At 71.0% G+C, this 15,451-nt stretch carries 11 protein-coding genes; 7 read left to right on the top strand and 4 right to left on the bottom strand.

Annotation, left to right across the window (positions count from 1 at the left end; all coding sequences use genetic code 11):
* Nucleotides 1–9: 9 nt before the first annotated feature.
* From ric to IPN03_05660, 4 genes are all read left to right on the top strand, one after another.
* Nucleotides 10–687 (top strand): iron-sulfur cluster repair di-iron protein, encoded by a 678-nt coding sequence (ric, locus tag IPN03_05675; protein MBK9373215.1) that lies wholly within the window; start codon nucleotides 10–12, stop codon nucleotides 685–687.
* 14 nt (nucleotides 688–701) lie between these two features.
* Entirely contained in the window at nucleotides 702–3,008 is a 2,307-nt protein-coding gene (locus IPN03_05670; protein ID MBK9373214.1) for a nitric-oxide reductase large subunit, read from the top strand.
* 10 nt (nucleotides 3,009–3,018) lie between these two features.
* Nucleotides 3,019–3,651, top strand: a complete 633-nt coding sequence (locus IPN03_05665; GenBank protein MBK9373213.1) for a hypothetical protein — start codon at nucleotides 3,019–3,021, stop codon at nucleotides 3,649–3,651.
* 111 nt (nucleotides 3,652–3,762) lie between these two features.
* Nucleotides 3,763–4,734, top strand: coding sequence for a quinone oxidoreductase (locus IPN03_05660; GenBank protein ID MBK9373212.1), 972 nt, complete (start codon nucleotides 3,763–3,765; stop codon nucleotides 4,732–4,734).
* 240 nt (nucleotides 4,735–4,974) lie between these two features.
* Here IPN03_05660 and IPN03_05655 read toward each other — a convergent pair whose 3' ends face one another.
* Nucleotides 4,975–6,711 (bottom strand): NAD-dependent malic enzyme, encoded by a 1,737-nt coding sequence (locus IPN03_05655; GenBank protein ID MBK9373211.1) that lies wholly within the window; start codon nucleotides 6,709–6,711, stop codon nucleotides 4,975–4,977.
* Nucleotides 6,712–6,982: 271 nt separating this feature from the next.
* On the opposite strand from IPN03_05655, the gene IPN03_05650 reads away from it, so the two are divergent.
* Nucleotides 6,983–9,289, top strand: coding sequence for a GAF domain-containing sensor histidine kinase (locus IPN03_05650; protein MBK9373210.1), 2,307 nt, complete (start codon nucleotides 6,983–6,985; stop codon nucleotides 9,287–9,289).
* Between the two features lie 32 nt (nucleotides 9,290–9,321).
* Nucleotides 9,322–10,227 carry a DUF1684 domain-containing protein gene (locus IPN03_05645; GenBank protein MBK9373209.1) on the top strand — a complete coding sequence of 302 codons (906 nt, stop codon included), beginning with the start codon at nucleotides 9,322–9,324 and terminating at the stop codon, nucleotides 10,225–10,227.
* Between the two features lie 12 nt (nucleotides 10,228–10,239).
* Here the strand turns inward: IPN03_05645 and IPN03_05640 are convergent, their stop codons facing one another.
* The gene (locus IPN03_05640) at nucleotides 10,240–11,241 is read right to left on the bottom strand and encodes a PepSY domain-containing protein (protein ID MBK9373208.1); all 1,002 of its coding nucleotides are present in this window, start codon (nucleotides 11,239–11,241) and stop codon (nucleotides 10,240–10,242) included.
* A gap of 64 nt (nucleotides 11,242–11,305) precedes the next feature.
* On the opposite strand from IPN03_05640, the gene IPN03_05635 reads away from it, so the two are divergent.
* Complete coding sequence (locus IPN03_05635; GenBank protein ID MBK9373207.1) at nucleotides 11,306–12,238, top strand: aldo/keto reductase; 933 nt, start codon at nucleotides 11,306–11,308, stop codon at nucleotides 12,236–12,238.
* 19 nt (nucleotides 12,239–12,257) lie between these two features.
* On the opposite strand, the gene IPN03_05630 is transcribed toward IPN03_05635, so the two are convergent.
* A complete protein-coding gene (locus tag IPN03_05630; GenBank protein MBK9373206.1) occupies nucleotides 12,258–12,731 on the bottom strand; it encodes a hypothetical protein in 474 nt (157 codons plus the stop codon).
* Between the two features lie 55 nt (nucleotides 12,732–12,786).
* On the bottom strand, nucleotides 12,787–15,408 hold the full coding sequence (locus IPN03_05625; GenBank protein MBK9373205.1) for a protein kinase: 2,622 nt from the start codon (nucleotides 15,406–15,408) through the stop codon (nucleotides 12,787–12,789).
* Nucleotides 15,409–15,451: the final 43 nt, after the last annotated feature.

Here is a 15,451-nt window from a genome sequence, read left to right as displayed (position 1 = left end):
GAGGCCGTCATGAACACCCCGCTGCAGCCCGAATCGACCCTCGCCGATCTCGCGGTCGCCTACCCCTCCGCTTCCCGCGTCTTCCGCCGCCACGGCCTCGACTACTGCTGTCACGGGCGCCGCCCCGTCTCCGAAGCCTGCGCCGAGCGCGGCCTCGACGCGGGCACGCTCCTCTCCGAGGTCGCTGCCGAAGCCAGGACGGCGGCGGACGCGGAGAGCTGGTTCGACCGGCCCCTTCCAGAGATCGTCGGGCGGATCGTGGACTACTACCACGCGCGCCTCCGGACGGAGCTGCCGCTCCTCCTCCAGATGGCGCGCAAGGTCGAAGGGGTCCACGCGGAAAAGGAGAGCGTCCCGCGGGGTCTCGCCGCGCACGTGGACACCCTCTCGCAGACCCTCCTCGACCACCTCGACAAGGAGGAGCAGGGGCTCTTCCCGATGATCCTCTCCGGCCGGGGCGGCCAGCCCTCGGCCCAGGTCTTCGCCCTCGAGCGCGAGCACGAGGACGTCGCCCTCGCCCTCCAGAAGACCCGCGCACTGACGACGGACCTCGTCCCTCCGGCCGAGGCCTGCACGACCTGGCGCGCCCTCTACCTCCGCCTCGACGAGCTCGAGGCCGAGGTGATGGAGCACGTCCACCTCGAGAACAACGTCCTCTTCCGCCGCGCGCTCTGCGCGGAGCTGTGATTCGAAAGGAAACGATGAGCACGACCACCCCGGGCAACGACAACCGCCGCTGGGCGCTTCTCGGAGGCACGCTCCTCTTCACGTTCCTCGTCCTCGGCTTCTTCGGGCGCGAGGTCTACCGACAGGCCCCGCCGATTCCCGAGAGCGTCGTCACGACCGAAGGCGTCACGTTGATGACGAAGGACGACATCCTCACGGGCCAGCAGGTCTGGCAGTCCGCCGGCGGCCAGCAGCTCGGCTCGATCTGGGGCCACGGCGCCTACCAGGCTCCCGACTGGACGGCCGACCAGCTGCACCGCGAGGCGACGGCGCTCCTCGACGTGCGGGCCGAGAACGAAGGGGCGAAGGACTTCGCCTCGCTCTCCCCCGACCGCCAGGCCGCGCTTCGCGCGGGGCTCGTCCGCGAGATGCGGGCGAACACGTTCGACGCCGCCACGGGAACCGTCACGATCACGGCCGAGCGGGCCGAGGCGATGAAGCGCGTCGCCGCCCACTACGACGCCCTCTACGGCGGCGCCCCCGGGCTGAAGACGCTCCGGCAGGACTACGCGATGTCGGAGTCGACCGTCCCCGACGCCAGCCGGAGAAAGGCGCTGACGGCCTTCTTCTTCTGGACGAGCTGGGCCGCCACGACCGAGCGGCCCGGGCAGTCGATCACCTACACGAACAACTGGCCGCACGAGCCGCTCGTCGAGAACGTCCCGTCGGGGGCGAACGTCGTCTGGTCGCTCGTCTCGATCGCCCTCCTCCTCGCGGGCGTCGGAGCGGTCGTCTGGTGGAGCGCCTTCCGCGAGAAGCCGGAGCCACCGGTGACACCGCCGGCCACGGACCCCTTCGCGGGCCTCGCGCTCACCCCCTCGATGCGCGCCTGCGGCAAGTACGTCGGCACCGTCCTCGCCCTCCTCGCCGTCCAGGTCGGCCTCGGCGCGCTCACCGCGCACTACACGGTCGAGGGGCAGGCGCTGTTCGGCCTTCCGATCGGACAGTGGCTCCCCTACGCCCTGACGCGTACCTGGCACGTCCAGACGGGCGTCTTCTGGATCGCGACCGCCTTCCTCGCGGCGGGCCTCTTCCTCGCCCCGATCGTCGGGGGGCACGAGCCGAAGTTCCAGCGCCTCGGCGTGAACGTCCTCTGGGGCGCGCTCCTCCTCGTCGTCGCCGGGTCGCTCACGGGCGAGTACCTCGCGATCCATCAGGTCCTCCCCCTCGACCTGAGCTTCTGGCTCGGCCACCAGGGCTACGAGTACGTCGACCTCGGGCGCGTCTGGCAGATCGCCCTCTTCGTCGGCCTCGTCCTGTGGCTCGTCCTGATGCTCCGGGCCATCCTCCCGGCCGCGCGCCGCCGCGACGACGCCCGCTCGCTCGTCCTGATGTTCACGGGCGCCACGACCGCCATCGGCCTCCTCTACGGCGCCGGCTTCTTCTTCACCGCCAAGACGCACCTCTCCGTCATGGAGTACTGGCGCTGGTGGGTCGTCCACCTCTGGGTCGAGGGCTTCTTCGAGGTCTTCGCCACGGCGGCGATCGCCCTCCTCTTCGCCAAGCTCGGCCTCGTCGACAAGAAGCACGCGGGCGCGGCCGTCATCGCCTCGTCGGCCCTCTTCCTGTTCGCCGGCATCCCCGGCACGTTCCACCACCTCTACTTCAGCGGCACGCCGGTCTCCATCCTCGCCGTCGGAGCGAGCTTCAGCGCCCTCGAGGTCGTTCCGCTGACGCTCATCGGCATCGAGGCGTTCCGGACGAGCCGCCTGCAGTCCGCCGCTCCCTGGATGGCCGCCTACCGCTGGCCGATCACCTTCTTCGTCGGCGTCGCGTTCTGGAACCTCGTCGGCGCGGGCGTCTTCGGCTTCCTCATCAACCCGCCGATCGCCCTCTACTACATGCAGGGCCTCAACACGACGCCCGTCCACGCCCACACCGCCCTCTTCGGCGTCTACGGCCTCCTCTCCCTCGGCCTGATCCTCGTCATCGCGCGCAAGCTCTCGGGCGTCCGCCCCTGGAAGGAGACGCAGCTGAAGTGGGCGTTCTGGGGGATGAACGTCGGCCTCGCGCTGATGGTCGTCCTGAGCCTCCTCCCGATCGGCCTCGCGCAGACCTGGGCGAGCGTCGAGCACGGCCTCTGGTACGCCCGCAGCGCCGACTTCCTCCAGCTTCCCGCGATCCAGGCGCTCCGCTGGCTCCGCATCGTCGGCGACACGGTCTTCCTCGGCGGCGTCGGCTTCCTCCTCTGGTTCTTCGTCGGACTCCTCACCGGGTGGAGCTACGAGAAGGCCGAGGACGCGGGCTACGAACCCGACGACGCGCTTCCGGAAAGCGCATAGGAGAAACGAAATGAAACGGAGAAGCTCCCAGATCATCACCGGTGCCGCGCTGGCTGCGGCACTCCTCGTCACCGCGCCGCGGGCCGAGGCCCACTGCGACTCGGTCGAAGGGCCCGTCGTCGTCGACGCGAAGGCCGCGCTCGGCAGGGCCGACGTCTCGCCCGTCCTGAAGTGGATCTCGGCGGCGCAGGAGCCTGCGGTCCGCGACGCGTTCCAGAAGACACTCGCGGTCCGCAAGCTCGGCCCCGAGGCACAGCAGCTGGCCGACACGGCCTTCTTCGAGACGCTCGTGCGGCTCCACCGCGAGACCGAGGGGTTCCCCTACACCGGCCTGAAGAGGGGCGTGAAGGAGCCCGCCTTCATCGGGAACCTCGAGTCGGCCCTCGCCGCCGGTTCCGTCGACGACTTCGCAAGGCTCGTCGGCGAGCACGCCGAGGCGAAGGTGAAGGAGAAGTTCGCGGTCGCGCTCGCGGCGAAGGCGAAGGCGGACGCCTCGCCGGCCGACGGACGGGCGTACGTCGCCGCCTACGTCGACCTGATGCACTCCACGAAGGCGATCGTCGAAGCGGTCCACGCCGGGCCCGCGGGGCACGCGGCGCCGGCGGCGCACGGCCCGAAGGCCCCCGGCCACTCCTGCGACTGACCGTGGCCGTGTCGTCCCAGCCCCCGGGGATGATCCGTCCCCGGGGGCTTCCCCTCGCCTCGTGCCGTACGAGGCGAGGCCTTGCGCGGTACGCTCGCCGCGAGGAATCCGATGACGCACGCCATCCGCATCCACCAGACCGGCGGCCCCGAGGTCCTTCGCTGGGACGAGGTCGAGGTCGGCCCTCCCGGCCCCGGCGAGGTCCGCCTCCGCCACACCGCGATCGGCCTGAACTTCATCGACACCTATCACCGCTCGGGCCTCTACCCGTTGCCGCTCCCGGCGATTCCCGGCTCCGAGGGGGCCGGGGTCGTCGAGGAGATCGGTGCCGGAGTCTCCGAAGTGAAGCCAGGCGACCGCGTCGCCTACGCGGGCCCGGTGGGCGCCTACGCCGAGGAGCGGCTCGTCCCCGCGCACCGGCTCGTCCCGCTCCCCGAGGACGTCGACGACCGCGTCGCGGCCGCCGCGATGCTCAAGGGGATGACGGCGCGCTACCTGCTCCGCCGGACGCACCGCGTCGAGGCCGGCGAGACGATCCTCCTCCACTCGGCCGCGGGCGGCGTCGGCCTCATCGCGGCGCAGTGGGCGAAGAGCCTCGGGGCGACCGTGATCGGCACCGTCTCCACCGAGGCCAAGGCGGTGCTCGCGCGCGACGCGGGCTGCGACCACGTCGTCGTCACGTCACGCGAGAGCTTCGCTGCCCGCGTGAAGGAGATCACCGGCGGCGCCGGCGTTCGCGTCGTCTACGACGCCGTCGGGAAGGACACCTTCGAAGGGTCCCTCGACTGCCTCGGGCCGCTCGGCCTCATGGTCTCCTACGGCAACGCTTCGGGCCCCGTGGCCCCGATCTCTCCTCTCCTCCTCGCCCAGAAGGGCTCCCTCTTCCTGACGCGCCCGACGCTGATGACCTACACGGCGCGGAGGGAGGACCTCCTCGCGACCGCTGCCGACCTGTTCGCCGTGCTCCGAACCGGTGCGGTGAAGGTGCGGATCGACGCGACGTACCCGCTCGGCGAGGCCGCCGCGGCGCACACGGCGCTCGAGGCGCGGAGGACGACGGGGTCGACGGTCCTCCTGCCGTAGCGGGCTCGATCCGCCCGCCGGAGCACAGCCGGTCTTCAACAACGCCGCGCAGTCCTGGGGCCACGAGTTCTACTGGAAGAGCCTCCGGCCGAAAGGGGGCGCGGCGCCGTCCGGCGTCCTCGCCGAGTGGCTCGCGTCAGAAGGCCCGATGGGAAACGGCCCGGCGCTCACGCGCCGGGCCGTCCGGATCGGATTGCGGGGAGGGCGGCCCGTCGGGAGAACGACCGCCGTCGCCGGGTGTCAGAGTCTCGGCGTTTTCCCGCCGGCCGGCTCGTACCGGATCGGCAGGTACTCCGGATACCACATCGCCCGCCGCACGGTCTCCTCGAGGTTGACGAGGATGTCCGGGTCGGCGTGCCCTTCCTTCACCGCCCGCCTGATGACGGCACACGCGACCGAGTGCGAGCACTCGCGGATCGTCGCGATCTGCGGATAGACGGCCGACTCTGCGATGTCGGCCTCGGTGACGTGGGTCGCCAGGGCCCTGGCCGCGTCGAGGAACATCCCGTCGGTGATACGGCGCGCCCTGGAGACGCACGCCCCGAGGCCCACGCCGGGGAAGATGAAGGCGTTGTTGCACTGTCCGATCCGGTGCGTCACGCCGTCGTGGACGACCGGCGCGAACGGGCTCCCCGTGGCCACGATGGCCCGGCCGTCCGACCAGCGGACGGCCTCTTCCGCGGTGCACTCGCTCTTGGACGTCGGGTTCGAGAGCGGGAAGACGAGCGGCCGCTCGTTCATCTCCGCCATCCTCTTCACGATGGCCTCGCTGAACGTCCCCGGCGTGGCCGAGACGCCGATGAGGATCGTCGGCTTCGCGTTCTCGATCGTCTCCTCGAGCGAGATCCGCCCGGCGTCGGCCACCTTCCAGCCGGCCAGCTCGGCGCGGTCTCTGGCGAACTCCTTCTTGAAGCCTTCGAGCCCGGCCCGGTCGGAGACGGCGAGCCCCTTCGTGTCGCAGGTCCAGATGCGCCTGCGGGCCTCGCCGACCGGCATCCCCTCCTCGACGAGCGCCGAGACGAAGAGCTCGGCGATGCCGTGCGCCGAGGCGCCGGCGCCGGCGAAGACGAGCCGGTGGTCGCTCATCTTCCCGCCGGTGAGGCGCAGGGCCCCGAAGATGCCGGCGACGACGACGGACGCCGTCCCCTGGATGTCGTCGTTGAAGGTGAGCAGCTCGTCGCGGAAGCGCTCGAGCTGGAAGATCGCGTTGTCCTTGAGGAAGTCCTCCCACTGCAGGAGGACGTTCGGGAAGACCTTCTTCACCGCCGCGACGAACTTGTCGATGAACTCCTGGTACTCCGCGCCGCGGACCCGTGGCTGGCGCAGGCCGACGTAGAGCGGGTCGGCGAGCCGCTCCTCGTTGTTCGTCCCGACGTCGAGGGTGATCGGGAGCGTCGAGTAGGGCGAGATGCCCGCGCAGGCCGTGTAGAGGCAGAGCTTCCCGATCGGGATTCCCATCCCGCCCGCGCCCTGGTCTCCCAGGCCGAGGATCCGCTCGCCGTCCGTCACGACGATGACCGACGGCTCGGTCGCGTGGTAGTTGCGGAGGATCTTCTCGATGTTGTTCTGCTGGTCGATGCCGATGTAGAGGCCGCGCCCGCGCCGGAAGATGTGCGAGAACTTCTGGCACGCCTCGCCGACGACCGGCGTGTAGACGACCGGGAGCATCTCGTAGAGGTACTCGTCGAGGAGACGGTAGTAGAGGACCTCGTTGCGGTCGTGGAGGCTGGCGAGGTAGATGTACTTCTCGAGCGGCGTCTGCTTGGCGCTGAACGACTCGTAGGTCCGTTTCAGCTGCTGCTCGATCGTGAAGATCGCGGGGGGCAGGAGCCCGAGGATGTCGAGCTCGTCCCGCTCACGCGCCGTGAAGGCCGTCCCCTTGTTCAGGAAGGAGTCCGTCAGCACGTACTCGCCCTTCCGCGGGACCGAGATGTAGCGCTGCCACGTCGAAGGGTCGACCTTGATCGAGAAATCCATTCATCCTCCTCACGGCCCCGCTCCCGGGTTCTCGGACCCGCCCCGAGGCCCTTTCGCATCGCGTACCGCGTCCCGGAAACCTCTTCCGGGTCCACCGACCAGAATACAGGGTGATTCGCCCCGGGGGCAGCCTCAACTGAGTGGCGCCCGAATTCCTGCTCTGTGAGATGCCACGGCGGCCGCCTTGTCCTGAGCAAGGCAGCCCGCCGACTCGTCTCATTGTTCCCGCGGAAGACAAACGTCCCTCGTCGACTTATCATCCCCTCTTGACATGCTGCCGGTCATCGACGCACGGACGCTCTTCGTCGCCAGCGCCGTCGTCTTCGCCGGTCTCGTCATCTCCGTCGCGCTCGCCTGGCGGGAACTGAAATCGCTGAGCGGTCCGGACCGCTTCGCGAAGAGCTACGCCCTCTTTCTCGTCGGCCTCGTCCTCTTCTCGCTGCAGGGACAGATTCCGGCGGTGTTCTCGTACTGGCTGGCGAACGTCCTCATCGTGGTCGGCGCCGCTCTCGTCCTCGAGGGGACGAATCTCATCCTCGGCCGCCCCCCGGGACGGCGGATCACGGTGGCGACCGGGCTGGCCGCGACGGCTGCGTTCGGCTACTACACCCTCGTCCGGTACGACGCCGACGCGCGCACCATCCTTTCGAGCGCCTTCGTTGCCGGCCTCCTCGGGTCCGCTGGCTGGACGAGCTGGCATCGGCGCCCCCGCACCGGACTCCGGACCCTCGAGACGGTCACCGCGATCGCCCTCGGGGCCTGCGCCCTGCTCTTCTGGGCCCGGGCGGTGGCCATCGGTACGGGGCTCGTGGGCGGGGAGATGCTCGACGCGAGCCCCTGGATGGCGGTCCCGCCGCTTCTCTGCACGCTCTGCGCGGTCGTCTGGACGACGACGCTCCTGGCGAACACGAGCCGCCGGCTGACCACCGTCGTCCAGTCGCAGAACGACCTCCTCGCGAACCTGCTGAGCGTGGCTCGCGCCGCCGGGGACCAGTCGAGCCTCGACACCACCCTCGAGCGCGTCCTCAGCGTCGCCACCGATCTCACCGGGGCCGCGGGCGCCAGCCTCCTCATGCTCGACGAGGAGCGGCGGTTCGTCCGGGGGCTCTTCACGCACGAGACGACGAACGTCGCCGTCGGGCAACGCGAGGCCGAGACGATCCTCGAGAAGGGGCTGGCGGCCTGGGTCGTCCGCCACCGGACTGCCGGCATCGTCGCCGACACGCACGCTGACCCCCGCTGGCACAGGATACCCGGACAGGAAGAGCTGACCCGTTCGGCCCTCTCCGCCCCGATCTCGAGCGGCTCGGCTCTCGCCGGGGTGCTCACGCTCGTGCACCCCGAACCAGGGCACTTCGGCGAGGAGCACCGTCTCCTTCTCGAGTCGACGACCGCCCAGATCGGTCTCGCCCTTCGCAACGCCCAGATCGCCGATGCGCGCCAGCGGGCGACGCGAGGGCAGGCGCTCCTCAACCAGGTTCTCGAGGTCTCGGCGCGGCGGACCGACGCGCAGGAGATCGTCGCTCTCGCCGCGGAGGCCCTGTCGAAGGACCCGGCCTGGTCACGCGTCTATCTCGCGATCCCGGGCGAGGACGGGCACTTCCGCCTCCACGGAAAGACGGACGGCCTTCCCGACCAGCGCCCGCGCATCGACGACGGGATTCTCGGCAGGGCGCTCGAGAGCGGAGTGACGCAGCACGACGACGCCCCCCCTGGCACCGCAGACGAGACCGGACACTGGAGCAGCCTGGCAGTCCCGCTCCGGCACCTCGGCCGGACGCTCGGAGTCGCGGCCTTCGAGACCTCGCGGCCCCGCGCCTTCGGGACCACGGACGTCGACCAGGCCGAGGCGCTGGCCGAAGCCATCAGCCTCGGCCTGGGCAAGGCCCGCCTCGCCCAGGCCCGCGAAGAGCTGACGCGGATGATGGTCCACGACCTGCGGGGTCCGATCTCCGGTGTCATGGGCGCGTTGGAGCTGCTGGGCGAGGCGCCCGGCCTGGACGACGGCAACCGGAGGCTGCTCGACGCGGCCGAGCGGAACACCCGCAGGCAGCTGAAGCTCGTCGAGGGAATCCTCGAGCTGGCCCGCCTCGAGGAAGGGGCCCTTCCCGTCCGGCGCGAGGAGGTACCGCTCGCCCCGCTCGTCGACGACGTGCTGCACATGGCGATGCCGGCCGCGGAAGCGCGCGGGCTGGAGCTGATCTCCGAGATCCCCGAGAGCGTTCCCCGCGTCCTCGCGGACCCGGGGCTCGTCGCACGCGTCCTCGAGAACCTCGTCGGAAACGCCGTGAAGTTCAGCGAACCCGGAGCCGGGCCCGTCCGCGTGAGCTCTCGCGTCGACGGGACGATGGTCGAGCTGCTGGTGTGCGACGCGGGACCGGGGATCGAAGAAGCGCTCCGGCCGCGGATCTTCGAGAGGTTCGTCGTCGGCAACCGGCCCGGGCGCGGGACCGGCCTCGGCCTCGCATTCTGCCGCCTGGCGGTCGAGGCGCAGGGAGGACGGATCCGGCTCGAGCACACGGACCCCGGCGCCGTCTTCGCGTTCAGCCTCCCCGTCGCCGGACCACCGGCGGCCTGAACCCGGACCCCGCACCCGTGCTAGAAGGGTGCATGCGCCGAGCCCATCCCGCGCTCCTCATCGTCCTCGCGACCCTCGCCTGCAGGCGTCCGCCGGCGGCCGACCCCGCTTACGCGGCCCAGATCGGAACGGCGAGAGCCCTTCGCGAGAAGAGACTGGCGTCGGAGACCGGCTGGCTCACGCTCGTCGCGCTCCACTGGCTGGCCCCCGGAGCCAACGCCGTCGGCGCCGACCCGGCGGCCCCGATCGCCCTCGAAGCCCCCGGCGTGCCGGCAAGGGCGGCCTCTTTCGACCTGGACCCGGACGGCAAGGTGCACCTGCGCGTCGAGCCCGGAGCACCCGTCGCCGTGAACGGCGCTTCTCCGACCGGCGCGGCGCTCCTCTCGGATCGCGAGGGAAAGCCGGACGTCGTCACCATCGGCCGCGTCCGCCTGACCGTCATCGAACGCGGCGGCCGGCTCGCCGTGAGGGCCCGCGACCCGGAAAGCCCCCGGCGAACGTCCTTCGCGGGTCTCGACTACTTTCCCGTCGATCCGGCGCTGCGCGTCGAGGGCCGGTTCGAGCCCTACGAGGCGCCGCGAGACGTCGAGGTGCCGTCGGCGCAAGGACCACCCCAGAAGGCCCTCGCTCCCGGAGTCGTCCGATTCACCATCGGCGGACGCGAGCTCACCCTGGAGCCGACGGTCGAGTCGCCGGCCGACAAGACCCTCTTCTTCGTCTTCAGCGACGCGACCGCCGGCACCGAGTCCTACGGTGCGGGCCGCTTCCTCTACGCCGAGACGCCGGCGCCCGGCGCAACCCGGGTTCTGCTCGACTTCAACCTCGCCGAGAACCCTCCCTGCGCCTTCACCCCCTACGCGACCTGCCCGCTCCCGCTGCCCAGGAACGTCCTTCCCGTGAGGATCGAGGCCGGCGAGAAGGTTCCCGCCGGGCACTGACCCCGGGTCGTCTCAGGGGGCGGGCGCCTCTCCCGCCGAGGGACCCATCGGAACGAACTCCGACCGGACGACCTTCCCGTCGCCGGCGTCCACGAAGACCTCCTGGACGCCTTTCCTCCCGGCCAGCCGGAGCGTGAAGGGCCAGACGAGACAACCCTCGAAGGGCTCGACGTCGGAGGAGATCACGTCGCCGGCCTTCAATGGCGCGACGGACGCCACCGCCACCTTGCCCGCCTCGTCCTGCGAGACGCGAACGAGGCGGTTCAGCTCGGCGGAGGTCGCGTTCCGCGGAGCAAGGATCGTGCACTCGCCCAGGCGGTCCACCAGGGCGGGCGTCGGCTCCCCCGCCGCGACGGGCGCCGCGTCCGGCGTCGGTTCGGCAGGGGCGGTCGACGCCGAAGACCCCGCGCCCGCGGCCCCCGCGGACGCGGACGGCAGCTCGGGCGGAGCGGGCTCGTACGTCCGGACGTACTGCTGCGACTCGCGCCCCTTCACCCTCCCCGACACCACGAGGCGGCGCGGGCTGGCGAAGAGCTCCCACGTTTCCCTGAGCTTGTAGCCCCGGAACCACTCGGACGCGACGGTGACCGTCGACCCGTACCGGCGCGACGTGACGTCGGCCGGGCCGTCGCCGTCGTCGAGGTAGCGCTTCTGGCCATCGGTCACGAAGTCCCTCTTCCGTCCGGTCGGATAGGTGACGCGCAGCGTCTTGCCGTCGTCGACGACGACGAGCAGGCGCGCATCCGTCATCACCTCGAGCGGGAGGTCGAAGCCGCCTCCGCCGCTCATTCCGCCCACGCCGCCCGCGCCCAGCTCGCTGCCCGGCGTCACGCTCCAGCCCGAAGACTTCGATCTCAGGTTCACGTTGTCCTTCGCCTGCGTGAGCGCCCACCGGCCCGTGAAGCCAGCATCCTCGGCCGCCTTCGGTTCGTCCGCGGCGGTCGCGGGGGCCCCCGCGAGGGCGAGGGTACAGAGCAGGACGGGAATCGACGGGCGGCGGGTCGAAGAATCCATCGGGTCTCCTGGTCGAGCCGGCTGGGCAGCTCAGTCGGAGTATCCGCCCATGCTAGCCTGACTCATGAATCGGATCGGCACCACGGACCTCGACGTCTTCCCGCTCTGCCTCGGCGGAAACGTCTTCGGCTGGACGATCGACGAGCCGCAGTCCATCGCGGTGCTCGACGCCTACGCGGCCGCCGGCGGCAACTTCGTCGACACGGCCGACATGTACTCCTCCTGGGTGCCGGGAAACGCGGGGGGCGAGTCGGAGGCCATCCTCGGCCGCTGGATGACCGGGCGGCGCAACCGCGACCGGATGGTCGTCGCGACGAAGGTGGGAAAGCTCCCGGGCCTGGACGATCTCTCGGCGAAGACGATCCGGACGGCCGCCGAGAACTCGCTCCGGCGCCTCGGGACCGACCGCATCGACCTCTACTACGCCCACGCCGACGACCCGGCGACTCCTCTCGAGGAGACCCTCGGCGCCTTCGACGCGCTCGTGCGCGAGGGAAAGGTCCTCCACGTCGCCGCCTCGAACTTCACCGAGGCGCGGCTCTCCGAGGCTCTCGCGGTCTCGCTGCGGGAGGGCTTCGCCCGTTTCGTGGCCCTCCAGCCGCACTACAACCTCGTCCACCGGGCCGAGTACGAGAGCGCCCTCGCACCCCTCTGCTCCCGGGAAGGCCTCGCGTGCTTTCCCTACTACGCGCTCGCCAGCGGCTTCCTCGCCGGCAAGTACCGCCCTGGAGTGAAGGTCGACAGCGCCCGCGCCGCCGGAGCGGCGAAGTACCTCGACGACAGGGGCCTTCGCGTCCTCGCGGCGCTGGACGCGATCGCGTCACGCAGGGAGACGACCGTCGCGGCCGTCTCTCTCTCCTGGCTCCTCACGCGCCCCGCCGTCGTCGCGCCGATCGCCAGCGCCCGAACGCCCCGGCAGCTCGCAGAGCTTCTTCCAGCCGTCTCCCTGCACCTCGCCGAAGACGAGCTGAAGCTCCTGATCGACGCCTCGGCCTAGGCGCGGTCCGACGGAACCGTCAGGCGACCTGGAGAGACGCCAGCGAGGCGTGCGCCGGGCCCCGGCTGATGTCGGGGACGATCTCCAGCTCGAGCACCGCGACCGCGTTCAGCTCGAGCTCGTAGTCCTCGAGCTCGCGGGTCGCGCCACCCGGGCTGAACGTGTACTGCTGCCGCACCAGGAGTGAGCCGGACTTCGCCCCCGAGGGAAGCCACGAGAGCGCGAACTCCTGGGTCCTCTCGGCGTGCGCCTCCTCGAAGACGAGACGGACCCTGCGGATCCGCTGCGGCTCGTCGAAGACGATCCGGATCTTCTGCGGCCCCGGTTCCGCCGCGCGCCACCCGTCACCGCGGCCGGCGACGAGGGCGGACTCGAAGGGGTGACCCGGGTCTTCCGACGTGATCTCCACCCGGGCGAGAGTCTCCAGGTCGAGAAACGTCCCTTCCTCGCCACGCTCTCCCCGCGATTCCTGAGCGATGACCTGCTTGCGCATCGGCTCTCCCTTCCGTCTCCTCGTCAGCATAGACCGGGCGACGAGGCGCCGCCTCCTACTTCACTCCCGTGACCACGGCCAGGTAGCTCGTGTGGCGGCGGAAACGAAAGAGGAAGTACGCGAGATCGGGCGTGAAGCGAACGTGCCCGTAGAGGACCCCGGTCGGGTCCCGGGGCGAGACCTCGAGCGCGAGAGTCCGCTCTCCGGTCGCGAGGTCGACGCGGAAGACCCGGAGCGGGATCCCCCTGTCCCAGACGAAGAGCGCCTTCGAGGTGCTCTCCCAGGCCACGGGAAGGTCGTGCTTCGTGGTGCCGGCGAGGGGCGTGGCGTTTTGGGGACCGATCGGAAAGAGCATGACCCCCTTGCCGCGTGCGACGCCTGCCATCGACGCCCCGTCGGGCGAGAGGAGAACCTCGTCGACCCCTTCCGGCGTCACGGCGCGCGGTACCCCTCCCACCTGCAGGTCGAGAACGAAGCCGCGCAGGTCCGAGCCCCCTGCGGTGCCGGTGAACCCGAGGAGCTTTCCGTCGACGGAGTACGACAGGACGCGCGTTCCCGAGACCAGCGCCTCCACCGGACCGAGCTCGAATTCGCGAGGCTCGCCAGGACCGGTCGGCACCGCCTGCAACCGGCTCCCGCGGCCGCTCGTGGGGGTGAGGAAGACCCAGCGTCCGTCGGGCGAGACGCCCGCGGAGAAGCCCGCGCCCAGCCGCACCGGCGGGGACCCGCCCGCGCGACGGTAGAACGCCGCGCTCCCCCCCTTCTCCAGGCTCATCGCACCGTCTCCGGAGAAGAGAGCGCCGTCGTGGGCGATCCCGGTGACGAAGCTCGCCCGCCACCAGGAGTACGGCCGCATCGCGGGGTCGCCCGCGAGCCGCCCCTCCAGCTCGACGTGGGTGTCGTCGTAGGTCATCAGGACGCGGCCGTCCCCAGCGGCGTCGAGGATCCGGACCGTCGAGGGCACCCGCAGGAGGACCCTCGTCGGGCGCCTGGGGGAAAAGGCCTGCAGGAGCGCTCCCTCCTCGACGCGGTAGCTCGTGGCCCAGACCTCTTCGCTCGAAGGGGACCAGGCGAGGCCCTGCGAGTAGTCGAGCTGCGGCGACAACCGTTCGACGCGCCCGTCGCGTTCCAGGATCGACACCGAACCGAGGTCGTCGCCGTCGACGTCGTGGTCGATGAAGGCGACCCGCTGCCCGTCCGGGGAAATGCGCGGATGCGAGATCCAGCCCCGGCTCCTGTGGACGACGCGGCCGACCGGGTACTCCAGCTGCTGCCCGGGCGCGGCGGCCCTCACGACGGCGAAGGCGCTCCCGTCCGGAGAGATGTCGGCGGCGAAGACGTCCTCCAGGACGGGCTTCGGCGATCCGCCCGAGAGCGAGGCTCGCGTGAGCGTGCCGACCCGCTTCCAGCTCCCGACGTTTCGCGGCGCGGTGAGGAGAGCCATCTCCGCGCTCCTCGAGATCCCGACGACGTCGCCCGCGGGCAGGTCGAGCGGGCGGGACTCGATGGCGTCCAGCCGCGCCGAGTAGAGAGCGAGAGGCCGTCCGTCGAAGGCAGCGCTGTAGACGACGTTCTCCCCGTCGGGGGTCAGGCGTGCCGAGAAAACGTCTCCGTGCGACCAGGTCAGGTTCCGGAAGACCGGCGGCTCGGTCCTCGCCCGACGCGCCGCGAGAAAGGCCGATGCGGCCGCGGCCGCCACCACGAGCGCCGCGACGAGGGCCGCCCGGCCGGCTCGTGCCCGCCCCGTCGCGTGGGGGGAACGCACCTCGACGGACGCTGCCGGGGCGGGGGCAGCGGCGGCCTGCCCCGAGAACTCGGAGTCGCCGAGCTCGAGCCGGGCGTCGGCGATGTCGTGCAGGCGATTCCGCGTGTCTCGCGTGAGGCAGCGGCGAAGGAGGCGTCGAACCCCGTCGGGAGTCCCTGCGGGAAGCAGGGCCCAGTCCGGTTCGTGCGTCAGGACGGCGACGACGACGTCCGAGGGCGTCTCCCTCGCGAAGAGACGCTGACCCGTGATCATCTCGAACAGGACGACGCCGAAGGCCCAGATGTCCGCCCTCTTGTCCACGGGACGGCCCCTGGCCTGCTCCGGAGCCATGTACGACACCGTGCCGACGACCGCCCCCGGCGTCGTCTGGTCCGTGGTCATCGTCTCGAGGCCGGCGGCCTCGTCCGAGCTCCCCGATGAGGAAGGCTCCGGCGCCCACGCCTTGGCGAGGCCGAAGTCGAGCAGCTTGACCTTCCCGTCGGTCGAGACCTTCACGTTGGCGGGCTTGAGGTCCCGGTGGACGATCCCCTTCTCGTGGGCCTCCTCCAGCGCCTCGCCGATCTGGCGCGCGATGGAGAGAGCCTCTCCGAGCGGCAGCGGGCCGGCGGCGATCCTCTCCGCCAGCGTCTCTCCCTCGGCCAGCTCCATCACGAGGAGAGGGCGTCCGTCGACTTCCTCGAAGGAATGGAGGGCGGCGATGGCAGGGTGCCGGAGCTGCGCGAGGACCCGGGCCTCGCGAGCGAAGCGGGAGATCCGGTCGGGCACGTCCGCAACGCCCGGAGAGAGGACCTTCACTGCGACTTCGCGGTCGAGCCGCGTGTCGCGCGCCCTCCAGACCTCGCCCATTCCCCCGACGCCGAGCGGGGCGAGAACAAGGTACGGCCCGAGGCGGGTTCCCGGCCTGAGGCTCACAGGCGCGCCCGTCGTTCAGATCGAGACATGGCTTCGAAAGAGC

It is taken from the genome of Holophagales bacterium (genome assembly GCA_016719485.1).
GTDB lineage: Bacteria > Acidobacteriota > Thermoanaerobaculia > UBA5066 > UBA5066 > UBA5066.
This window is presented reverse-complemented; position numbering and strand designations above follow the sequence as displayed.